This window comes from Nannocystis exedens (assembly GCF_002343915.1).
Lineage (GTDB): Bacteria > Myxococcota_A > Polyangia > Nannocystales > Nannocystaceae > Nannocystis > Nannocystis exedens.
Window position 1 is genome coordinate 9,482,589 of record NZ_NETK01000001.1, and the last position, 22,253, is coordinate 9,504,841.

Below are 22,253 nucleotides of genomic sequence, written 5' to 3' on the forward strand. Positions count from 1 at the left end.
GCGCGCTCCGCGCTTCGGCCGGGAGACCCCGCGATCCGAATTTGGCCGCCGATCCGACCCGCGATACCCTGCGGCCGGATACGCCCATGGGTGAACAAAACATCTCCACGTCCGACGACGATCAGCTGCGCAATTTCATGAAGAAGCTCCTCGACGACGTGGTCGCGCTCGAGCGGCTGCTCGAGACCGATCGCTTCGAGACCGGCGTGCGCCGGGTCGGCGCCGAGCAAGAGATGTTCCTCGTCGACCGCAGCCTGCGCCCCGCCTCCGTCGTGATGGAGGTGCTCGAGCGGGCCCAGGACCCGCGCCTCACCACCGAGCTCGCGCGCTTCAACCTCGAGGCCAACCTGTCGCCGCAGGTGTTCAACGCCGCCTGCCTGCGCCGCATGGAGGACGAGCTCAACGAGGTCGTCGGGGTCGCCCGCGACGCCGCCCGCCACTGCGGCGCCGACATCCTGCTGACCGGCATCCTGCCGACGCTGCGCAAGGCCGACCTCGGGCTCGACAACATGACGCCCAAGCCGCGCTACCTCGAGCTCAACCGCACCCTGCGGCGGCTCCGCGGCGACGACTTCCACGTGCTGATCCGCGGCATCGAGGAGCTCGAGACGACGCACGACAACGTGATGCTCGAGTCGTGCAACACCAGCTTCCAGGTCCACTTCCAGGTCAGCCCGCGCGAGTTCGCCAAGTTCTACAACCTCGCCCAGGCCGTCACCGGGCCGCTCCTGGCCGCGGCCGTCAACTCGCCGGTGCTGCTCAAGCACCGCCTGTGGCACGAGACGCGCATCGCCCTGTTCGAGCGCTCGGTCGACACGCGCTCGCAGATGCGGGTCGACCGCGCCGCGCGCCCGCGCGTCCACTTCGGCGACGGGTGGATCCAGCAGAGCGTGCTCGAGATCTTCCGCGAGGACATCGCCCGCTTCCGGATCCTCATCGCCAACGCGATCGACGAGGACCCGATGCAGGTGATCGAGCGCGGCGGGATCCCGCAGTTCGGCGCGCTGCGCCTGCACAACGGCACGGTGTACCGCTGGAACCGCGCCTGCTACGGCCTCAGCGGCGACAAGGCCCACCTGCGCATCGAGAACCGCGTGCTGCCGTCGGGCCCGACGGTGCTCGACGAGGTCGCCAACGCGGCGTTCTTCTTCGGCATGATGGCCGCGCTCGCCGAGGACGAGCGGCCTGTCTTCAAGGACATGTCCTTCGAGGACGCCAAGAGCAACTTCTTCAACGCCGCGCGCGACGGCCTCAAGGCCCAGCAGACGTGGAAGGGCCGCACGACGTCGGCGCAGGAGCTGATCCTGAACGAGCTGCTGCCGACGGCCCGCTGGGGCCTGCAGCACGTCAAGGTCGACGGCAGCGACATCGACCGCTACCTCGGCACGATCGAGGAGCGCGTCCGCAAGGGCACGACCGGCGCGCAGTGGATGCTCAACTCGCTGCACGCGATGGGCGAGCAGGGCACCTCGGACGTCCGCTACCGCACGCTGTCGTCGGCGATGCTGACCAACCAGAAGAGCGGCGCGCCGGTCCACACGTGGGAGACGGCGCGGCTGGAGGGCGAGCCGAAGACCTGGCGCGACTCGTACCAGACGGCCGGCCAGTTCATGTCGACCGACATCTTCACGGTCCAGCCGAGCGACATCATCGACCTCGCGGCCAACATCATGGACTGGAAGAAGATCCGGCACATCCTCGTCGAGGACGAGGAGGGCCGGCTGGTCGGTCTCCTGTCGCACCGCGCGTTGATCCGCCTGGTCGCCCGCGGCGCCCGCGGCGCCCAGGAGAACGCCACCGTCGCGCAGCTGATGGTCAAGAACCCGCTGACGATCGGCCCGGAGATGCCGACGCTCGAGGTGATGAAGCTGATGCGCGAGCGCGGCATCTCGTGCCTGCCCGTGGTCGAGGGCGACAAGCTGGTCGGCGTGATCACCGAGCGCGACCTGATTGACGTGTCGGGCAAATTGCTCGAGAGCTACTTGCGTGACGCTCAGCAGTAGCGCGCCGCCGTCTCCGCTCGCCGATGGCCCGGGCGCGCGTCCGCGCGTGCTCGGGCGCTACGACACCGGGCGCCCCGGCCCCACGGTGGTGTGCATCGCGGCGATCCACGGCAACGAGCCGGCTGGCCTTTCGGCCATCTCGCGCGTGCTGGCCCGCCTGCGCGAGCGCGACGTGCCGCTGCGCGGCCGGCTCGTCGGCGTGACCGGCAACCGGCGCGCGCTGGCCCTGGGCCGGCGCTACGTCGACCGCGACCTCAACCGCCGCTGGACCCCGGAGAACATCGCCAGGATCGCCCAGGGCGCCGTCGAGACGGCCGAGGACCAGGAGACCCGCGAGCTGCTGGCGGTGTTCCTGCCGCTGCTCCGCCACGGGCCGGTCAGCTTCATCGACCTCCACAGCACGTCGAGCCTGTCGACCCCGTTTTCGTGCATGGCCGACGTGCTGCGCAACCGGCCGCTGGCGCTGGCGCTGCCGATCCCGGTGGTGCTCGGGCTCGAGGAGGTCATCGAGGGCTCGATGCTCGGCTACCTGTGCGACCTCGGCCACGTCGGCGTGGCGGTCGAGGGCGGGCAGCACGACGACCCGCGCACGATCGACTTCCACGAGTCGGCGCTGCTGCTGATGCTGGTCGCCGCCGGCTCGCTCGAGCCGCGCCACGTGCCCGACCTCGCGGCCCACCGCGCCCGCCTCGCGGCCGCCGGCGACGGCATGCCCGCGGTCTGCGAGATCCGCCACCGCCACGTCGTGCGCGCGGAGGACGAGCCGTTCGTGATGGCGCCGGGCTTCGTCAACTTCCAGATCGTCGAGCGCGGCCAGGTCGTCGCCGAGGACCGCCGCGGCCCGGTGCGCGCGCCCGAGACGGGCATCATGATGCTGCCGCGCTACCAGGGCCAGGGCGACGACGGCTTCTTCATCGCCCGCCCGGTCACGCGCAACGCCCTCCGCCTGTCGGCGGCGCTGCGGACGCTGCGGCTCGACGTGCTGGTGCCGTACTTGCCGGGCGTGTCGCGCGACCCGGAGCGCGCCGACCACTTCATCGCCGACCCGGCGATCGCCCGCGTGGCGGTGAAGGAGGTGTTCCACCTGTTCGGCTACCGCCACGTGCGCGCGCGGGCCGAGCGGCTGGTGTTCAGCCGCAGGAGCCCGGCCGCGCGCCCGGTGCTGCCGGCCGAGCTGGCGCCGCTGCTGCGGGCGGGCGAAGAGACGACGGAGGGGTGAGGCGGGCCGGGCCAGGGGCAGCGCGGCCCGATGAAGCTGGAGGACATGTCGCGAAAGACATGGTCTGGAGAGCATGACCGATCGGACAGGCCCGAGGAGACAGGCGCGGTGGAGCGGGCGACGCGCGCTCGCGCTGGCGCTCGCGGCCGGCTGCCAGTCCGTCAAGCCGGGCCCGTGCACCGACGGCGAGGCGACCGGCGCGACGTCTGGATCGACGAGCGCGAGCGACGGAGCGGCGACCGGGAGCGCGTGCGCCGAGGTGATCGCCGGCGACCTCACGATCGACGACGCGACGGACATGGGCTCCCTCGCGTGCGTGGTCGAGGTGACGGGCGCGCTGCAGGTCCGCGACACGACCGGCTGGGCGGACATGGCCGCGCTGGCGGCGTTGCGGGTCGTCGGCGGGGACCTCGAGATCTTCCGCAACGCGGCGCTCGTCAGCCTCGACGGGCTGCAGGCGCTGGAGCGCGTGGGCGGGGTCGTGAGCGTGTTCGACAACCCGCGGCTGACGGGGATCGCGGGGCTCTCCGGCGTGCGTCGGCTCGGCGGTCTGACGGTCTCGCGCAACGCGCTGGCGAGCCTCGCCGGCCTGCAGGGCCCGGTGGAGCTCTTGCCGACGAACGGGGGGCCCGGTGAGATCCACGTCTCCCGGGAGACGCTCACGGACCTCGACGCGCTGGTCGTGACGGGTGAGGTGTCGGCGCCGGACGGGCTGCGGATCAACGTCGCGGAGATGGGGGCGCTGGTCGATGTCGCGGGCCTGGCTCCGCTCGCCGCGGCCGCGGGGCCGGTCGAGCTCGACCTGCGCGATTTGCCGGCGCTGACGAACCTGCAGTGGTTGGGTGCGCTCGAGGTGCTGCGGATCCGCGACGCGGCGGCGCTGCAGGAGCTCGCTGCCGGCGGTGACCTCGGCGCAGGAGATCAGCCTGGACGGGCTGCCGGCGCTGGGCAGCCTCGCCGGGCTGTCGGCGCTGCGGTCGGTCTCCGGCTGGCTGTCGCTCGGGACGTGCGGAGGCTCGGGCATCGGCGGGATCGTCGACCTTCACGGCCTCGAGGGGCTCGGGCAGGCCGAGCTGGTCATGATCCACGGCAACGCCTCGCTCACGTCGCTGACCGGGCTGTCCGTCGATCTGCAGGCCGAGCACGTGTTCATCCGCGGCAACCCCTCGCTGCCGCAGGCCGCCGCGGAGGCGTGGCTGGACGCCGCCGCGCAGGTGGGGAAGAGCTACTCGGAGGCGTGCGAGAACCTCGACGGCCCCGATTGCGTCGTCGGTTGTCCGCCGCAGGGCGAGTGAATGAGACATGCCGATGTCTGGTCTCCGGGCGGAGCGCTGATCGGGTGGGCCGGCCTCGCGCTCGCACGAGCGCGCGGTCACGATCGGAACATGTTCGGCGACATGTCCTTGGGAGCATGGTCGATCGGGCCTGCCCGAATGGCCTCTCACCGCTCGACCGGCGTGAACGTGTACTCGTGCTGGGCGTCGCGCAGGATCAGCGTGCGCTCCGGGCTGACCACGAATTCGGCGCCGATGAGGCCGGGGAGCGCGAGGACGAAGGACTGGGTGCCGTCGGGGTGCTCGCGCGAGCCCACCTCGCCGGCGAACTCGCCGAAGTCGAACCTCGTCTGCGCGCCGGCGGTCACGGCGAGCCCGCCGAGCGCCGCGTTGTGGTAGCGGGGCGCGAGCGCGGCGGCCGCGGCCGGGTCGGCGGGCAAGGTGATCGACTTCCGCTCGGAAGCCAGCTCCTCGAGGTACTGCCGCGTCTCCACCGCGAGCCTGGCCTCTGCCTCGGGGCGGCCGGCGAACAGCAGCTCGAGCAGCTTGCGGCGGAACGCGGACACGATCAGCCAGCCGGGTTCGCCGTTGGTCAGGATCACCGCGCCCACCTGGTGTTCGGGCAGCCACAGCACGTCGCTGTAGAAGCCGAACAGGCTGCCGCCGTGGTGCAGGAGCTGGACGCCGTGGTCGTCGGCGGTCATCAGGTCCATGCCGTAGGCCTCGTCGATGTCGAAGCGGACCTGCGGCGCGCGGCGGGCCAGGAGCGCGCTCTTGCCGATGTACGTCTCGCCGCCGGGCAGCTCGCCCTCGGCGAGCTCCATCTGCACGAGCCTCAGCAGGTCGTTCACCGTGCTCCACGCGCCGCCGGTCGGCCGCAGCGGGACCACGGTGGCGTTGAGCTGCGTGAGCCCGGGCTGTTGGCGGCCGTCGAGGTCGCGCACGTGTTCGCGGGCCAGCGGGCCTCGGCGGGCCTCGGCGGCGTCGAAGGTGGTCGCCCGCATGCCGAGCGGGTCGAACACCAGCGTCTGCATCGCCTTGTCGTAGGCCGGGCCGAGCGCGAGCTCGGGGTACTGGACGTGACCGCCGAGGAAGCCGGCGGCGGCGGCCATCGGGTTCGAGTACTGGTAAAGCTCGCCGAAGCCGCTGGTCGGCTGCATCGTCGCCAGCGTCGCCATCGCCCGCTCCGGCGTCGTCGTCTCGAACAGCCACTCGAGGTCCTGGCGGGGCATCCCGGTGCAGGCGCAGATCAGGTGCCGGATCTGGACCTGGCGGGTCGTATCCGGGTCGCCGAGCGCGAACGACGGCAGCAGCGACGTCGCGGGCGAATCCCAGCCGATCTTGCCGGCGTCGACCAGCTTGGCCAGCATCAGCGTGGTCAGCTGCTTGGTGTTGGAGGCGATCATGAAGCGCGTGTCGGCGTCGACGGCGGCCGGTCTGCCGAGCTCGCGCACGCCGAGGCCGCCGGCGAACACGACCTGGCCGCGCTCGACCAGGCCGAACGCCACGCCGGGGACGGCCGTGATCTCCTGGGCGCGCCGGACGAAGCCGGTGAGCTCGGCGACGGCCTCGCGGTCGAGCGCGCGCGCGGGCTTGCCGGCGAACGACTCGCGCTCGTGGCCGCGGGGCGACAGGCGGCCGAAGATCCGGCCGCGCTCCGACATGCGCTTCTCGAGCACCTCCCACGCGAGATCCTGGACGATCACGGTCCAGCCCTGGCCGCCGCGGCGCGCCTCCGCGGTCAGGTCGCGGCGGGCGTTCGGCGAGGTCTGGTAGACGAACACGTGGCGCTCGGTCCAGCCGTCGAGGTCGGGGGCGGCGGCGCGGGACTTGAGCGGCAGGCGGATCGCGGGGTCGTAGGCGGCCAGCGCGGCGGCGACGGCCGTGTCGGCGTCGGCGGCGGCGACGTCGACGAGCGCGACGTGACTGCCGCCCTCCGGGGCCGTGAGCACCGTCGACGGGCCGCGTACCGACAGCGTCCAGCCGGCAGGCGCGACGAAGGTGTTGCCGGTGACGGTGGTGCGCGGCGCGTCTTCGGCGAGCCGTTCGGGCGCCGTGGCGGGGGGCGGCGTCGCTGCGGCGGCGGGCCTGGTCGTCGCGCCGACGGCGGGCCTGGTCGGCGCTTCGGGGGCGGGCGAGCTGCAGGCGGCGAGCAGGAGCGCGAGGGGGAGGGCGGCACGCATGGCGGGCGAGGGTACCGCGCTCCTTCGCCCGCGGGTACCGGCACCGCCGCCTCGACAGCGCGGGCGACACGACCGGCGGCGGTGCCCGTGCCGATCTTCGGGACATGCCGGAAGGAACATGCCCGAATCGACAGGTCTCGAGGGACATGCCCCTCAGGCCACGCGCCTCACTTGCGCGGCTGGATCAGCTGGAAGTAGCGCTTGACGCGGCGGCGCTGCTCGGCGGGCAGGGCCTCGTTGTCGAGGGTGCTCTGGGCGAACGACTTGTAGTCGCGGTACATGTCGCGGTAGGGCGCGGAGGCGAAGCCTTCCTGGCTGGCGGTCTTGATGATCTCGGCCTTGGTGGTGCCCTTGCCCTGCCTCGGGTCGACGCGGACGTCCTTGGGTTTGACCTTGAGGCCGGTGGGGTCGCCGAGGGCGTCGGCCGAGCCCTGGCCCATGCCGTCGCCCTGGGCCTGGCCGTCGCCGGCGGAGTCCTGGCCCTGGCTGTCCTGGCCGTCGCCGCCCGAGTCGCCGTCCTGCGGGTCGCCGCCGTCGCCGCTGTCCTGTGGGTCGCCGCCCGAGTCGCCCTCCATCATCATCGACGGCTCGCCGTCGCCGAGGTCGCCCTCGACCAGCAGGGTCGGGCCGTCTTTCTTGTCGCCGCGCTTGCCCTTGGCCGCCTTGGCGAACTTCTGCATCTGCTGCTTGCGCTTGTCGTCCTGCTCGCCGCCCTGGCCGGCGCGGCGCATGAAGCTCTTGGCCTCCTCGAGGTCGTCGCGGGCCTGGCCGAGGCGGCGCGACTGGGAGGCCTTGCGAGCGGCGTCGCCGGCCCCGCGGCGGAGCTGCTCGAGCGCGCGCTTCTTCTGCGGGGAGCCCTGCTGGCCCTTCTGGGCGTCGTTCGCCTGGCGCCGCAGCTCGTCGAGCTTGCGCTGGGCGGCCTTCTCGCGCTCGTGCTGGCGGCGCAGCTCCTCCACTTTCTGCTGCTGCTTCTTGAGGCGGCGCTCCTGCTCCTCGGGGTCGGCGGCGGGCTGCTCCTGCTGGCGCTTGAGCCGGCGCTCGGCCTCGGCCAGCTGCGACGCGGTGTCGGTGTTCTCGCCGGCGGCCTTGCCGAGCGCCTTCTCGGCCTGCTGCATGGCCCGCTGCAGCGCGCGCTCGGCCTCGTCGCCGGCCTCGGCCTCGGCCTCCGCGTCGGCCAGCGACTTCTCGGCCTGGTCGCCGTCGCCGCGCGCCAGCGCCTCGGCGGCGTTCTGCGTGATCTCCTCCTGCTTGAGCGCCTCGGCCAGCTGGCGCACGCCCTCGGCCAGCACGGCCGGGTCCTCCTCCATGCGCGCCTCGAGCTCGGCCTCGGCCTCGGCCAGCGACTTCTCGAGCTCCTCGAGCCGGGCGTACGCGGCCTCGCGGTCGAGCTCGCCGCGGCCGTAGGCGTCGAGGATCTGCAGCATCTGCTCGGCCAGCGCGGCGGCCCGGTCCTGGCCCTCCTTGAGCGCGCGCAGGTCCTCGCGCAGCGGCTCGGCCAGGACCCGATCGGCGGGCGGCTTCTTGGCCGCGGACTCGGGGGGGTCCCCGGAAATGTCCGGAAGGACATTCTCCTCGGGGACGGGCGGCGGCGGGCGCGGGACCAGCGTCGCCAGCAGGAGCAGCACGACGGCGGCGAAGTCGAGGACGCGCAGGCCGGGCGGGCGCAGCGGGACGACGGGGCGCGGGTCGATCGCCGGGGCGGCCGCCTCGGCGTCGGCGACGTGCAGCGCCATCAAGTCGGCCGCCTCGGGGTCGGCCGCCGCTGCGCTGCCCGCGAACTCGAGCGCGTTGCCGATCAGGTCGTGGAGGCCGTAGTGGGCGTCGATCCGCCGCGCGACCCGGCGCGGCCGGGCCGGGCGCGCCGCGGCGTAGACGAGCACGACCACCACGGGCGCGAGGCCGAGCCAGGGCAGCCAGGCGGGCGCGTCGAGCCTGCGGGTCGCGACCACGCCGACGGCCGCGAGGGCGCACCCGAGCGGCAAGGCGACGCGGGTCAGCAGGGCCGCGGCGTCGGCGAGGCGCTCGCGCCGGCACGCGGCCCGCACCAGGCGGCTGACCTTCGGCGCGCCCTCGGCTGCGCGTTGCGACATGTCGCGCGAGACCTGGCTCATCGGACACCTCCCCCGGCGGGCGCGCAGCGGGCCGGGTTCGCGGTGGCGCGGGGGCTTCGTAAGGATGACCGGGCGGACATGTCGTAGAAAACCTGGCTCCGGGGACAGGTCACGAGCGGCGCGCTGCCGGACGCGGACGACCGGCGACGCGAGGGCGCCGGCGCGTACGAGCCCGCCGAACGGCGCGGTCCGAGGCCAGGCGCGCGCGCGCGCGCGCAAAGCAGGGCGGTCCCGGAGGCGCGGCGAGCGGGCGACACGTGCGGCCGATTCTAGCCGCAGCGCCCGAGCGCGGCGAGGCCCGGGCGGAGAACGCCGCCAGAGCCGCAGCGGCGGGCCCGCCGGACGCGCGCCGGTCCGCGCCCCTCTGCGAGCGGGCGCTTCACGGCAGCGCGGCGACGAAGGCGCGCAGGTCGGCAAGAGCTCGGGACCTCGCGCGAGGCGAAGTGCCGGCGATCGTGTCCGGCCCAGAAGACGGCCCCCCGTCGCCAGGCCGCGCGGCGAGGCGCGATGCGACCTCGCGGCGGGCACGGGTCCGCGCCTCACGGCAGCGCGGCGAAGAAGGCGCGCAGGTCCGCGAGCAAGAGCTCGGGGACCTCGAGCGAGGCGAAGTGCCCGCCGCGATCGTGCTCGGACCAGAAGACGATCCGCTCGTGGTAGCGCTCGGCGAACCGGCGGACCGAGCGGAAGTCGTGGCGAAACACCGAGATGCCCATCGGCGCCGTGGTCTTGTCGGGCTTCTCCCACGCGCCGGACCGCCCGGCCTCGAAGTAGATCGCGGCGGCGGAGCCGGCGGTCTGGGTCAGCCAGAAGATGGTGACGCCGGCGAGGATCTGGTCGGGCGTGAGCTGGTGGGGGCGATCGCCGAAGGTGAGCAAAAGGTCGAGGTTCCACGCCAGAAGCCCGGCCGGCGAGTCGTTGAGCGCGTAGGCCAGCGCCTGCGGCCGCTTGCCCATGATCTGATTGTAGCCGTCGCGCTCGCCGAACAGCGCGAGCTCGGCCAGCCGTGCGTGCTCGTCGGGCGTCAGCGCGGCGAACTCCTCGGGGTCGCCGGAGGGGAAGGCGAAGAACTGGGTGACGTGCGCGCCGATGAGCCGCTCCGGCGCGAACAGGGCGATCTCGCGGCCGGCGATCGAGCCGAAGTCGTTGCCGTGGACGCCGAAGCGCTCGTAGCCGAGCTCGACCATGAGCCGCACGAAGGCCCGCGCGACCCGCTCGGGGCTCCAGCCCTTGTCGCGGGTCGGCCCGGAGAAGCCGAAGCCAGGCACCGACGGCAAGACGACGTGGAAGGCGTCCTCGGGCCGGCCGCCGTGGGCGACGGGATCGGTGAGGGCGTCGATCAGGTCGATGTATTCGAGGACGGTGCCGGGCCAGCCGTGGATCAGCAGCAACGGCCGGGCCTCGGCGTGGCGCGAGCGGACGTGGAGGAAGTGGATCGGCTGGCCGTCGATGTCCGCGATCCACTGCGGATGGCGGTTGAGCGCGGCCTCGACGGCGCGCCAGTCGAAACCGTGCTGCCAGTGACGGCAGAGCTCGCGCACGACGGCGAGCGAGGGGCCGCGCTCCCAACCGACGCCCGGCAGTTCGCTCGGGAAGCGCGTCGTGGCCAGACGCTCGCGCAGATCGACGAGCTGAGCCTCGGGGACGGAGAGGGTGAAGGGCGTGAAGGTCATGGTGAGCTCCTTGCGGCGGGTGACTCCCGCCTCGCCCGCGAAGGTGCTCCAACCCTCCTGACAACCCGTGGCAGCAGCGAACCTGCGGGCGTGCCAGGGCCCTGCGGGCGCGGGTGACGAGGGGATGAGCCGGCGAGCCGAGGGGCTCCGCGGCGCTCGCACGGCGCTCGCGCCTCGAGGGACGCGACGGCGATCGCACGCCGCGAGCGGGCCCCGGATCGATGCGCGGCGAGGGTCGCGGGGCCGGTCGGCCGGCGCAGCCGAGAGCCGGGGCCCGCTCGCGGCTGGACCGCGGACCCGCTCGCGCGGCGAACGAGTCGCTTCCGCGCGGGGAGAGGATGCTGAACGGCGAACCCGCCCGGGCGCTGAACGGGCCCGCGTCCGCGCGGAGGCTGCGCCCCGAGAGCTGCTCGCGCGCTGAACGGGTCGCTGCTGCGCGGGGAGGGGAGGCTGAATCGCGAGCACGCTCGGGCGCTGCACGAGCCGCTTCGCGCGGGGAGAGGCGCTGCATCACGACCTGCTCGGGGCGGTGAACGGTCGCCACGGTCGGGAGGGGAGGCTGACCACGAACCTGCCCGCGCGGGGAACGAGCCGCTTCAGCGCGGAGAGGTGGCAAATGGCGGACCTGCTCGCGCGCTGAGACGTGGGCCGCCTCGCCTCGAGGAGGACGCGGGTCTCCTGCGCGTTGTCCGCGGGGTCACGAGCGCAGGTGGAGAGTCAGCCTGCTCATTCGCGGGAAAGAGCATGTCCAGGAAGACATGTCCGAATGAAAATGTTCGATTGGACATGTCTTCCAGGGCATGTCTTGAGGAGCATGTCCCGGGCCGCGGCCGGTCACGCGGCGGTGCGCGTGGCGTAGTCGGCGCGCTCGGAGAACAGCCACTCGAGGGCTTCGGGGGCGCGCTTGCGCCAGTGGTGCTCGGAGTGGGCGCCGTAGGGATCGGGGCGCCACATCAGCTCGTCGTCGCCGTAGCCGGCGGACCTGAGCTGGGCGACCAGGCGCTCGGCGTCGGCCAGCATGTCGCCCTCGTGGGCGCCGGCGTCGACGTAGATCCGCGAGATCGTGGGGCGCGGGAACTCGTGGAGCTTGTCGTAGATCTTGCGGTCGGCGACCCAGAGCGAGGGCGACATACACAGGGCGGCGCCGAACACGTCGGAGCGGCGGAAGTGGGCGTAGAGGGCGGCGAGCCCGCCCATCGACGAGCCGCCGATCGCGGTCCCGGCGACGTCGCTGCGGACCGTGAACTCGCGCTGGATCCGCGGGGCCAGCTCGTCGGTCACCCAGTCGATCAGGTGATCGGCCTCGCCGCGGCTGTCCTCCCACGGGAACGGCGACAATTCGTGGATCCGGTCGACCCCGCCGTGATCGATGCCGACAATGACGGGGGCTGGCTTGCCGACGGCGTGCAGGTCGTGGGCGGCGTGGTGGAGGTACCAGCCTCCGGCCATCGAGGGGTCGTCGTGGAAGATGTTCTGCCCGTCGAAGATGTAGAGCACCGGCAGCGGCGCGCCCGACCGCTCCGTGGGGAGATACACGCGGACGTGACGCTCGCCGGCGAACTTTGGCAGGCTGAACGGGCCGAGTTTGTAGATGACGTGCGTGGCCATGTCGCTCTCCTGAAGAGTGCATAGTCGGATGTCGCCGGTCGGCACGCGCCGTCGCGGGGTTTCTGCTCACATGGCGGAAAAGCGGCCGCGAAAGGCCGCAGGTGAGTTCGTCGGTGATCGCGCGGCTCACGGCGCGTGCGCCCCGGCCGGGCCGGTGCCATACCCTCGAGACCCGGGCGCGTCGGCGAGGCGAGACTCGCCCAAAAAGGCGCCGGCGCTCGGCGCATCCGCGAGGGAGACCTGGGCGGAAGACGCCGGCGCATCGAGGCGGGTGACCTGGCCGGGATGACGGCGGCGCTCGGAGTGCCCGCGCTCGCGGCCGCGGCGGCCTCGACAGGACGGCGGCCGTCCTGCGATGGTGCACCGGCGATGGACAGGACGCAGCGGCTCTTCGCGGTGATGGACGCGCTCCGCCGGCACCGTCACCCGGTCACGGCGGCGCAGCTGGCGGAGGAGCAGGGGGTGTCGGTGCGGACGCTCTACCGCGACGTGCAGACGCTGATCGGGCTCGGCGCGCCGATCGACGGCGAGGCCGGGGTCGGCTACGTGCTGCGCGCCGGCTTCTTCTTGCCGCCGCTGATGTTCACGGCGGAGGAGCTCGAGGCGCTGGTGCTCGGCGCGCGGTGGGTCGGCGCGCAAGCCGACGAGGGGCTCGCCGGCGCCGCCCGGAACGCGCTCGCCAAGATCGCCACGGCCTCGCCCGACGACCTGCGCGGGCGCATCGACGACCTCGGGCTGTGGCCGGTGGTGCTGCGCGGGGCAGCCGCGCCGGTGCCGGTGCTCGGGCTCGTGCGCCAGGCGATGCGGCAGGAGCGAGCGCTGGCGCTGCGCTACGAAGACGAGGCCGGCCGCACCAGCGAGCGCGACATCTGGCCGGTGCAGATCGCCTACTACGAGGGCAAGCAGATCGTCGCCGCGTGGTGCTGCCTCCGCGCCGCGTTCCGCCACTTCCGCACCGACCGGATCGCCGACCTCGCGCTCACCGACAGGCCCTACGGCAAGCCGCGGCGGACGCTGGGCAAGGAGTGGTTCGTCGCCTGGGAGCGCGAGCACCGGCTCCGCTACGGCGACGAGGGCGAGGGCTGACGCCAGAGGACATGTTCTCGCGGGCATGCCCGCAAGGACATGCCCCGAAGGTCCTGTCCTAGGAAGCCTGTCCCTTCGCGCGCAGCGCCGGCGGGAAGGCGTTCCAGGCGGCGGGATCGAGCGCCCCGCCGAGGCCCTGGGGGACGCCGGTGGCGAACAGCACGCGGTCGGCGCGGCGGCGGACCAGCGAGGTCGTCGGCATCTTCTCCATCAGGTATTTCGTGAACGCCGCCTCGAATTCGCGGGCGTCGGCCTCGGAGTCCCAGGCGACCATGCCGATCACCAGGGGCGTGACGTCGGGGCCGGCCTTGCGGTCGAACACCAGCAGGCGGTCGCCGCCCCAGCCGGCCGCGGCGGCGCGGGCGTCGCTGGTCGGCACCGAGTCGGCCAGCATGCACAGGAGCGTCGCCTCGCCGAGCGTGTCCTGCCAGACCAGCGCGTGCTCGGGCAGCGCGGCGGCCAGGGCCTTGGGCTCGGCCTTGACGGCGATCGCGGGCTCGCGGGCGAGCAGCTTGTCGACGTGCAGCATCTGCTCGCTGGTGGTCGGCAGGTCGCGGTAGAGCGCGTCGACCGCGGCCCAGCCCTTCTCGCGCACCAGCGCCGCCACCGTCGCCGCGCCGTCGGCGTAGGGCAGCTGCAGCGAGCGGTTGAGGATCGGGTGGTCGAGCATCGACGACAGGCTCAGCGCCTGGTCGCCGACGGTGGCGAGGACCTCGGGCGGGATCGCGGCCAGGCCGCTCGGGCCGGACACCCAGGCGAGGTAGGCCGCCTGCGCGTCGCCCTCGACCAGGAAGGTGCGGGCGGTCTCGGCGTCGCTGTCGCCCGGGATCGGCTTCTGCAGCCGCAGCAGGTCGAAGTGCATGTCCTGGAGGCCATGGGCGATCTCGTGGCCCACCACCATGTCGAGCTGCGCCTCGCTGACGTGGGTGCCGATCAGCATCGCCTTCTTCTTGGGCTCGTAGATGCCCATCACCCCGAGCTCGAGCATGTCGAGCAAGATCTGCTCGCCGTCGGCCCCGGGCGGCAGGACCCCGAGGCTGGCCTCGATGCGGGTGAACAGCCGGATCTCGTCGCGGCTGTGGTGCTCGTACATCGACTTCTCGGCGAAGCTGCGCACGTCGCCGCGGGTCAGCACCTCGACCGCCACGCCGCCGGTGATCGGCAGATTGCGGGCGGCGGACACGGCCTCCATGATCTTCTTGGTGATCGCCTCGGCCCGCGGCTGCGACACGCCGCCGGCGGGGGCGGGAGAGCTGGCCGGAGGGGCATGTCCCGAAGGACTGGTCGTGTCCGGGCCGGCGGCCACCGCCGGGCCGCTGGGCGCGCCGTGACCGCAGGCCAGCGCGGCGATCAGCGCGAGCGCGGCGGACCCGAGCGCGGACCTCGAGCCGGGCGCCCGGCGGGCGCGGCAGAGGTCGGTCGCGACCGCGGCGACACGCGGCGGGCACGGGCTCGCATCCTCCGCGCGTGACGGCGGCGCAGACTCACGGCGGGTTCGCAGGGCAGTGCGACGCAACACGACGAGCAGGGTAGCGGGGGCGGGGCGGCGCCGCTACCCTCCCGCGGCCCCGTCGTGCCCGCTCGTCCCGTCTCCACCGCCCCGCTGCGCGCGGGCACCGTCGTCCCCGGCGACCCGCTGGAGCGCGTGCTCACGACGGTGCGCGAGGGCAGCGACGTGCGGCTCGTCGGCGCGGTCGGCGGGTTCCGCGGCTACGCGCTGGCGATGGCCGCCAGTCGAGCCGAGGCGCCGGTGTTCGCGGTCGCGCCGGACGAGGCGAGCGCGCGGGCGCTGGCGGGCGACGCGGCGTTCTTCCTCGGCGCCCCGCTGCGCGACGCGGGCGACGGCCCGGTGCTGATCGTCCCCGAGATCGACACCTCGCCGTACGCCGACGCCGCGGCCGACCCGCGGGCCATGGCGCTGCGGCTGGCGGCGCTGTACCGCCTGGTCGACCGCCACAGCGAGCCGCCGAAGCTGATCGTCGCCAGCGTCGGCTCGCTGCGCCGGCGGGTGATCCCGCCGCCGCAGTTCCTCGACCTGTGCACGCGCTGGGGCGAGGGCGACGAGCTGCCGCGCGAGGACGCGATCGCGGCGCTGCAGCGGGCCGGCTACACCCGCGTCGACGTGGTCGAAGACCCCGGCACCTACGCGGTCCGCGGCGGCGTGATCGACCTGTTCGTCGGCTGCGCCCGCTTCCCCACGCGGGTCGAGTTCGACGACGACATCATCGAGCGCCTGCGCCTGTTCGACCCCGAGTCGCAGCGCAGCCTGCGGCAGGTCCAGTCGGTCTCGATCCACCCGGTGCGCGAGACGGTGCCGACCACCACGGCCTCGCTGCGCACGCGCGTGCTGGCGCTCGCCGACGCCGCCCTGGCGCCGTCGAGCAAGAGCCGGCAGATCGTCGACAACCTCGAGCAGGGCCTCGAGTTCTTCGGCGTCGAGGCGCTGACCCCGATCTTCCACGACGCGATGGCGCCGCTTTGGGACTACCTGCCGCGCGGCACCCGGTGGGTGATCGAGGAGCCCGACGCGCTGCTGCAGGTCGCCGAGGACCAGGCCCAGGAGGCCGCCGAGCAGCACGGCCGCGCCCTCGCCGAGCGCGGCGTGGTCGCCCCGCCCGAGCAGTTCTTCGTCCCCGAGGCCGACCTCGGCCGCCGCCTGCGCGCCGCCCCGGTGGTGCTGACCCGCCTGCTGGTCGAGGGCGAGTCGGCTGAATCCTCTGAGTCGAGGGACAGGTCCGAAGAGGCAGGTCCGAAGGGGCATGCTCCGAAGGGCATGTCCAAGAAGGCAGGCGACGAGCGGCCGGCGGTGTGGCTGCAGGTCGGCTCGAACAAGCCGCTGCGGACCGCGCTCGAGGCGTCGCGGGCCGACCGCAGCGGCGAGGCGATGCGCCCGCTGGTCGAGCAGATCCGGGCGCTGCAGGCCGAGACGCCGAGCGTCGCCGGCGACCTCGGCGAGCTGTTGCCGTGGACGGTGCTGCTGGTGGTGCCCGGGCGGGCCCAGGTCGACCGCCTGATCGGGGCCCTGCGCGGCCACGGGCTCGCGCCCGAGGCGCTGCCGGTCGAGACCGCGCCGATCGAGCTGCGGGCGCCGACCACGAGCACGCGCCTGTACGTGGCCACCGGCGAGCTCAGCGAGGGCTTCGACTACCCGGCGGCGCGCCTTTTGGTGCTGTCGGAGCTCGACCTGTTCGGCAAGTCGACCCGGCGGGCCCAGTCGCGCCGCCGCACGGGGCTGTCGAGCCTGTCGCAGCTCGGGGTCGGCGACTACGTGGTGCACCTGCAGCACGGGGTCGGCCGCTACGCGGGGCTCGTGCAGCTGCAGCTCGGCGGGGCGCCGGGCGACTACGTGCAGCTCGAGTACGCGGGCGGCGACAAGCTGTACCTGCCGGTCTACCGCCTGTCGGAGATCGAGCGCTACGTCGCCGCCGAGGGCAAGCCGCCGAAGCTCGACAAGATGGGCGGCAGCACCTTCCTGGTCAAGGCCAACAAGGTCAAGACCGAGGTGCGGCAGATGGCCGAGGAGCTGCTGCAGATCTACGCCCAGCGCGAGGCGACGCCCGGCACTGCGTACCCCGGCCCCGACGAGTACGACCAGTCGTTCGCCGACAGCTTCCCGTTCCAGGAGACGCCCGACCAGGAGGCGGCGATCGACGCGGTCCAGGGCGACCTCGGCCGCGCCCGCCCGATGGACCGCCTGATCTGCGGCGACGTCGGCTTCGGCAAGACCGAGGTCGCGCTGCGGGCGGCCTTCCGCGTGGCCCAGAACGGCCGCCAGGTCGCCGTGCTGGCGCCGACGACGGTGCTCGTGCAGCAGCACGGCATCACCTTCCGCGAGCGCCTGACGCCGTTCGACCTGCGCGTCGAGGTGCTGAACCGCTTCAGCAGCGACCGCCAGCAGAAGCGCGTGATCGAGGGCATCGCCAGCGGCGAGGTCGACGTCGTCATCGGCACCCACCGCCTGCTCGGCAAGGACGTCCGCTTCAAGGACCTCGGCCTGCTCGTCATCGACGAGGAGCAGCGGTTCGGCGTGGCCCAGAAGGAGCGGTTCAAGAAGTTCAAGGCCCAGGTCGACGTGCTCACCATGTCGGCCACGCCGATCCCGCGGACGCTGCACATGTCGCTGCTCGGCCTGCGCGAGATTAGCATGATCCGCACCCCGCCGGTCGACCGCCTGGCCGTTCGGACAGCCATCGTCCGGATCGGCGACGCGGTGATCGAGGAGGGCATCACCCGCGAGCTCGCCCGCGGCGGGCAGGTGTTCTACGTGGTGCCGAAGATCCTCGGCATCGAGGAGCACGCCGTCCGGGTCCGCGAGCTCGTGCCGCACGCGCGCGTGCTGGTCGCCCACGGCCAGATGCCGGAGGAGTTGCTCGAGCGGACGATGCTCGAGTTCGTCGAGCACCGCGCCGACGTGCTGGTGTCGACGACGATCATCGAGAGCGGGCTCGACATCCCGCGCGCCAACACGATGTTCATCGCCCACGCCGACCAGTTCGGCCTGGCCCAGCTGTACCAGCTGCGCGGCCGCGTCGGCCGCAGCAAGCAGCGCGCCCACTGCTACCTGATGGTGCAGGCGCTCGAGCGCCTGTCGCCCGAGGCGCGCCGGCGGCTCGAGGCGATCCAGCGCCACGCGGAGCTCGGCTCGGGCTTCGGGGTGGCGGTCCACGACCTCGAGATCCGCGGCGCCGGCGAGCTGCTGGGGGCGCGCCAGAGCGGGCAGATCCAGGCGATCGGCTTCGACGCGTACGCCCGGATCCTGCAAGAAGCGGTGGCCGAGCTGCGCGGCGAGCCGATCATCAAGGAGACCGACCCCGAGATCGCGTTCGACGCCCCGGCCTACCTGCCGGAGGCGTATGTGCGCGACGTCGGCCAGCGCCTCGACCTGTACCGCCGGCTGTCGGCGGCGCGCGACCGCGACGCGGTCGAGGACGTGATGAGCGAGATCATCGACCGCTACGGCGAGGCGCCGCTCGAGGCGGAGCACCTCGGGCTGGTGATGATCTGCAAGACCTACGGCCGCCGCCTCGGGGCGCTCGCGGTCGAGCTGAAGGGCACGCGCCTGGCGGTCCGCCTCGGGCCCGACACGCCCCTGTCCGGAGAGACAGCCGGCCGCCTGAACGCGACGACCCACGGCAAGTTCAAGCTGCAGGGCGACCGCGTGGCCTCGACGGTGCCCGAGGCGCGCGGGCCCGACCGCCGCACCCAGCTCAAGGTCGCGGTCGCGGCGCTCGCCGAGCTGGCGCAGATCGCCGAGAGCAAACCGACGGCGCCGAACAAGAAGCGCTGAGGGGATCCGCGATCCCTGCGGCAGCGCCGGCGGCGGGGGGCGATTCCCGGCGCGTGGCGGGGAGCTGACGCCGCGGGAGCAGCGATCTCCCGCGTCCGCCCCGCGGGCAGGGGCACCGCGGCAGGAGCGGCGCGAGCGACTCTTGAAAAAGCTTGCGCAGCCCGGGCCGGCCTCGGGCTGCGCGACGCGCCCGATCACCGCGGTCGAGCGATGATTCGCGAGCCCGTTCGCCGCGCGCCGCGTGCGGGCGCGGCGAACGGTCGCATCGCGGCGTGGTCATGCCATTGCCGGGGCGCGCCGATTGGCGGGACGTCCGGCCGACAATGTGCAATCGGGACTCGCCGCATTGGCCCGAGTCGGGGCCGGCGGGCGGGGCCTCGGGTCCACGCGGTGAGGCCGCTGCGACCCCATCGGGCGCCCTCCTGGTGGGATCGTGTGCGCGCATGGGTGCTCGGAGCCGCGCCCGGCGAGAACGACGGCGCCGAGGGCGGAGTTCGCCCGGTCTGCGAGCGGCAGGATCTCTCGCTGCGTCGGGTGTCTCCGGGGCGGCCGGCCGCGTCGCGCCTGCAGCGCCTGACGCTGCGCCCGGGGCCCGACGCGTTGGTATACAATCCGCCGCGATGCTGCCGAGCTCACCCGGGCCTCCGCTGCGTGTGGGGGCTACTCGCCCCGGGACCGCAGTGCAGGCGTTCGGCGCCGCTCGTTCGTGCGGGGGCTCGACGTCGTGACGCTGATGTTCCCGCAGTCGCGCGACTCGCTGCAGTGCCCGTACTGCGCCGAGCTGCACGCCGAGGACGTCGAGGTCTGCCCGACCTCCGGCGAGGTCGTGCTGCTCGACCAGAAGTACCGGCTCAAGCGCCTGATCGGCGAAGGCAGCTTCGGCCTGGTGTGGGACGCCCGCAACATCGACACGCAGAAGGAAGTCGCGATCAAGTCGCTGCGCGCCGAGGTCATCAGCGACCCGGCCGTGCTCGCGCGGTTCTTCTGGGAGGCGACCGCGGCCGGACGGATCCACAACCCGCACGTCTGCGACGTCCTCGACCTCGTCAAGAGCAGCGCGCACGGGCCGTACATCGTGCTCGAGCGGCTGTCGGGGCGCTCGCTCGAGTCGCTGATCCTCGAGGAGGGCAAGCTGCAGCCCGAGCTCGCGGTCCACCTGATGCGCCAGGCGCTGGTCGGGCTCGAGGCGGTGCACCGCGCCGGCATCGTCCACCGCGACATGAAGCCGGAGAACATCTACCTCCACGAGCTCGGCGACGAGCGCGTGCTGGTCAAGCTGCTCGACTTCGGGATCTCCAAGTTCTCGGCCGCCGCCGGCGCCAGCAAGTCGCGCACCGCGGCCGACCTGTTCATGGGCACGCCCGAGTACATGTCGCCCGAGCAGGCCCGCGGCGCCGCCTTCGTCGACCCGCGCACCGACATCTGGGCGATCGGGGCGATCCTGTACCGGGCGCTGGCCGGCGCGCCGGTGTTCACCGGGCCCGACGTGCCGTCGGTGCTGACGGCGATCCTGCACTTCCCGCACGTGCCGATCGCCGATCGCGCCCCGGGCCTGCCGGCGGAGCTGGCGGCGATCATCGAGCGTTGCCTGTGCAAGGACCGCGAGCAGCGGTTCGCCTCGTGCGCCGAGCTGCGGGCCGCGCTCGAGCCGTTCGAGGGCATCTACGCCGCGTCGTCGCCCGACAACTCGTTCCCCCGGACCGAGCGCTCGGGCCTGCTGACGCTGGGCGAGTTGGTGGCGCAGGCGCCGGCCGAGGCCGAGACGCCGGCGGGGCGGCGGGCCGACGTCAGCGCGCCGCGCCCGGTGGCGCCGCCGGGCGACCACGTGATCATCGCCCACGGCCGCGGCGACCGGCGCTGGTACGAGCACCTGCGTGAGCACCTGCGGACCCACCGCGACACCGCGCAGCTCGAGTTCTGGAACGCCGGCGACTCGTCGTCGCGGGCGTCTCGCATCGACGTCCTGGCCGACGCGTTCGCGCGCGCGCGGGCGGTGATCCTGCTGATCTCGCCGCGCTTCGTCGCCGAGGAGCTGGCGCCCGGCGGCGAGCTGTACTCGCTGGTGCTGATGGCCCAGGAGCGCGGCCTGCCGGTGATGTGGCTGATGGTCAGCGAGACGCCCTACGAGGGCACCGACCTGCTCGACTTCCGGACCCTCGGCGACCCGTCGCAGCCGCTCGACCGCCTGTCGGTGGCCGACGCCGACCGCGTGCTCGAGCAGATCTGCGACCAACTGGTGGTCAGCCTCGGGCTGCCGCAGACGGCCCCGCCGCGCGGCGGCACCAAGATCGGCCTGCCGGTCGGCGACACCCGCCTCGACACCATCCGCGACCTCGAGCAGCGCATCGAGGCCGCGCGCGCCCGCAAGGCCCGGCTCGAGGCGCTCGGCGAGGACACGCGCGAGATCCACGAGGAGATCAAGATGCTGCGCCGGCAGCTGCGCATGGGCCGGCCGCTGCACCGCGGCGACGTGCTCGACGAGCGCTTCGTCGTGCTCGAGCAGCTCGGCGCCGGCGGCTTCGCCACCGTGTGGCGCGCGCTCGATCAGACCACCGACACCGAGGTGGCGCTCAAGGTGCTGCACGCGCAGCACGTCCACAACGCCGAGCGGCGCGAGCGCTTCTTCCGCGGCGCGCGGATCATGGCGCAGATCGAGCACCCCAACATCGTCCGCATCATCGAGCCCTCGGCCAGCGACGGCGAGTACGAGTACTTCGCCATGCAGTTCGTGCCCGGCGGCAACCTGCGCGACGCGGTGATGAGCGGGCGGCTGTCGGTCAGCAAGCGCCTGCAGATCCTGCTGGCGGTGGCCGACGCGCTGGCGTTCGCCCACGAGCGCGGGATCTTCCACCGCGACGTGAAGCCGAGCAACATCCTCGTCTCCGACGACTTCACGCCGTACCTCACCGACTTCGACCTCGTGCGCGCCGAGGACACCACCGGCGGCACCGCGGGCGGGCTCGGGACGGTGATCTACGCCGCGCCCGAGATGATGGAGCGGGCCAGCGAGGCCGACGCCCGCGCCGACGTGTACGGGCTCGGGATGACGCTGGCGTTCCTGTTCTACGAGCGCGACCTGACGATGGACGTCATCCGCAACACCGACCGGTTGATCGGCGAGCTGAGCGTCCCCGAGTCGATCCGCATGGTCATCCGCACCGCGATCACGTGGAACCGCGAGCACCGGTTCCGCACCGCGGCGGAGTTCCGCGCGGCCCTGTCCGCGGCCGTCGCCCGGCGCGAGCCGCTGCCGCCCGGGGTCCAGGTCGACGGCCGCACCGCCACCTTGCTGGCGACCGGCGCGTCGGTGATGGAGGAGACGCTGCGCCCCATCGACACGCCGCGCAAGACCGTGACCCCGCGCCCGGTCGATTCGTCGCTCGAGATCGCCGAGATCGAGGAGGTCGACGAGGTCGATACGATCGAGGAGCTGGCGGCCGACGCGGTCGAGCTCGACGAGCCGCCGGCCCCGCGCGCCGAGCGGCCCGTGACGGTGCCGCCCAAGCGGAACAACGTGTCGCTGGTCAAGGCGTTCGCGGCGATCGCCGAGGAGTCGGAGGCGCTCGGCGAGACGGCGGTGTCCGAGGTGTTCTCGGCGCTCGAGGTCCACGAGGTGGTGGCGAGCGAGGGCGAGCCGGTGCCGGCGGAGGTCCTGTCGTCGCGCGCGCTGCCGGCCCAGCCGCTGCGGCTCGACGACGAGACGCTGCCCGATTGGCCGCCGCGGATGTCGGGGGGCGCGATCGCGGCGGTGACGATCGGCGGGGTGGTGCTGGTCGTGCTCGGCTACCTGATGTTCGCCGGCTGACGCAAGA

11 protein-coding genes are annotated in these 22,253 nt (G+C 73.3%); 6 read left to right on the top strand and 5 right to left on the bottom strand.

The genetic code is table 11. The features are described 5' to 3' along the window. Window positions 1–86: 86 nt before the first annotated feature. The 3 genes from NAEX_RS37055 to NAEX_RS37065 all read left to right on the top strand — a co-directional run bounded on the left by NAEX_RS37055 (window position 87) and on the right by NAEX_RS37065 (window position 4,517). Window positions 87–2,003 carry a CBS domain-containing protein gene (locus NAEX_RS37055; protein ID WP_096332188.1) on the top strand — a complete coding sequence of 639 codons (1,917 nt, stop codon included), beginning with the start codon at window positions 87–89 and terminating at the stop codon, window positions 2,001–2,003. Beyond that, entirely contained in the window at window positions 1,987–3,222 is a 1,236-nt protein-coding gene (locus tag NAEX_RS37060) for a succinylglutamate desuccinylase/aspartoacylase family protein (RefSeq protein WP_170136326.1), read from the top strand. Before NAEX_RS37055 ends, NAEX_RS37060 begins: the two co-directional genes overlap by 17 nt. A gap of 902 nt (window positions 3,223–4,124) precedes the next feature. Further along, window positions 4,125–4,517, top strand: a complete 393-nt coding sequence (locus tag NAEX_RS37065) for a hypothetical protein (protein WP_096332190.1) — start codon at window positions 4,125–4,127, stop codon at window positions 4,515–4,517. Window positions 4,518–4,663: 146 nt separating this feature from the next. On the opposite strand, the gene NAEX_RS37070 is transcribed toward NAEX_RS37065, so the two are convergent. The 4 genes from NAEX_RS37070 to NAEX_RS37085 form a co-directional block, all read right to left on the bottom strand. Next, a complete protein-coding gene (locus NAEX_RS37070; protein ID WP_096332191.1) occupies window positions 4,664–6,679 on the bottom strand; it encodes a serine hydrolase domain-containing protein in 2,016 nt (671 codons plus the stop codon). A gap of 167 nt (window positions 6,680–6,846) precedes the next feature. Then, on the bottom strand, window positions 6,847–8,769 hold the full coding sequence (locus NAEX_RS37075) for a hypothetical protein (protein WP_143141121.1): 1,923 nt from the start codon (window positions 8,767–8,769) through the stop codon (window positions 6,847–6,849). Between the two features lie 560 nt (window positions 8,770–9,329). Then, window positions 9,330–10,460 carry an epoxide hydrolase family protein gene (locus NAEX_RS37080; protein WP_096332193.1) on the bottom strand — a complete coding sequence of 377 codons (1,131 nt, stop codon included), beginning with the start codon at window positions 10,458–10,460 and terminating at the stop codon, window positions 9,330–9,332. Window positions 10,461–11,294: 834 nt separating this feature from the next. Continuing rightward, window positions 11,295–12,068: an alpha/beta hydrolase gene (locus tag NAEX_RS37085; protein WP_096332194.1), complete on the bottom strand. Its 774-nt coding sequence runs from the start codon at window positions 12,066–12,068 to the stop codon at window positions 11,295–11,297. A 369-nt stretch (window positions 12,069–12,437) separates the two neighbouring features. Here NAEX_RS37085 and NAEX_RS37090 point away from each other — a divergent pair, with 369 nt between their 5' ends. After that, window positions 12,438–13,154, top strand: a complete 717-nt coding sequence (locus NAEX_RS37090; RefSeq protein WP_096332195.1) for a helix-turn-helix transcriptional regulator — start codon at window positions 12,438–12,440, stop codon at window positions 13,152–13,154. Window positions 13,155–13,212: 58 nt separating this feature from the next. Here NAEX_RS37090 and NAEX_RS37095 read toward each other — a convergent pair whose 3' ends face one another. Then, window positions 13,213–14,673: a hypothetical protein gene (locus NAEX_RS37095; RefSeq protein WP_143141122.1), complete on the bottom strand. Its 1,461-nt coding sequence runs from the start codon at window positions 14,671–14,673 to the stop codon at window positions 13,213–13,215. 54 nt (window positions 14,674–14,727) lie between these two features. Between NAEX_RS37095 and mfd the strand changes: the two genes are divergently transcribed. Both mfd and NAEX_RS37105 read left to right on the top strand, forming a co-directional pair. Further along, window positions 14,728–18,441: a transcription-repair coupling factor gene (gene mfd / locus NAEX_RS37100; RefSeq protein WP_096332197.1), complete on the top strand. Its 3,714-nt coding sequence runs from the start codon at window positions 14,728–14,730 to the stop codon at window positions 18,439–18,441. A 733-nt stretch (window positions 18,442–19,174) separates the two neighbouring features. After that, the gene (locus tag NAEX_RS37105) at window positions 19,175–22,246 is read left to right on the top strand and encodes a serine/threonine-protein kinase (protein ID WP_245913985.1); all 3,072 of its coding nucleotides are present in this window, start codon (window positions 19,175–19,177) and stop codon (window positions 22,244–22,246) included. Window positions 22,247–22,253 lie beyond the last annotated feature (7 nt).

Coding starts and splice junctions, on each gene's coding strand:
- NAEX_RS37055 (WP_096332188.1), top strand. CDS start 87: ATGGGTGAACAAAACATCTCCACGTCCGACGACGATCAGCTGCGCAAT.
- NAEX_RS37070 (WP_096332191.1), bottom strand. CDS start 6,679: ATGCGTGCCGCCCTCCCCCTCGCGCTCCTGCTCGCCGCCTGCAGCTCG.
- NAEX_RS37075 (WP_143141121.1), bottom strand. CDS start 8,769: ATGTCGCAACGCGCAGCCGAGGGCGCGCCGAAGGTCAGCCGCCTGGTG.
- NAEX_RS37080 (WP_096332193.1), bottom strand. CDS start 10,460: ATGACCTTCACGCCCTTCACCCTCTCCGTCCCCGAGGCTCAGCTCGTC.
- NAEX_RS37085 (WP_096332194.1), bottom strand. CDS start 12,068: ATGGCCACGCACGTCATCTACAAACTCGGCCCGTTCAGCCTGCCAAAG.
- NAEX_RS37090 (WP_096332195.1), top strand. CDS start 12,438: ATGGACAGGACGCAGCGGCTCTTCGCGGTGATGGACGCGCTCCGCCGG.
- NAEX_RS37105 (WP_245913985.1), top strand. CDS start 19,175: ATGTTCCCGCAGTCGCGCGACTCGCTGCAGTGCCCGTACTGCGCCGAG.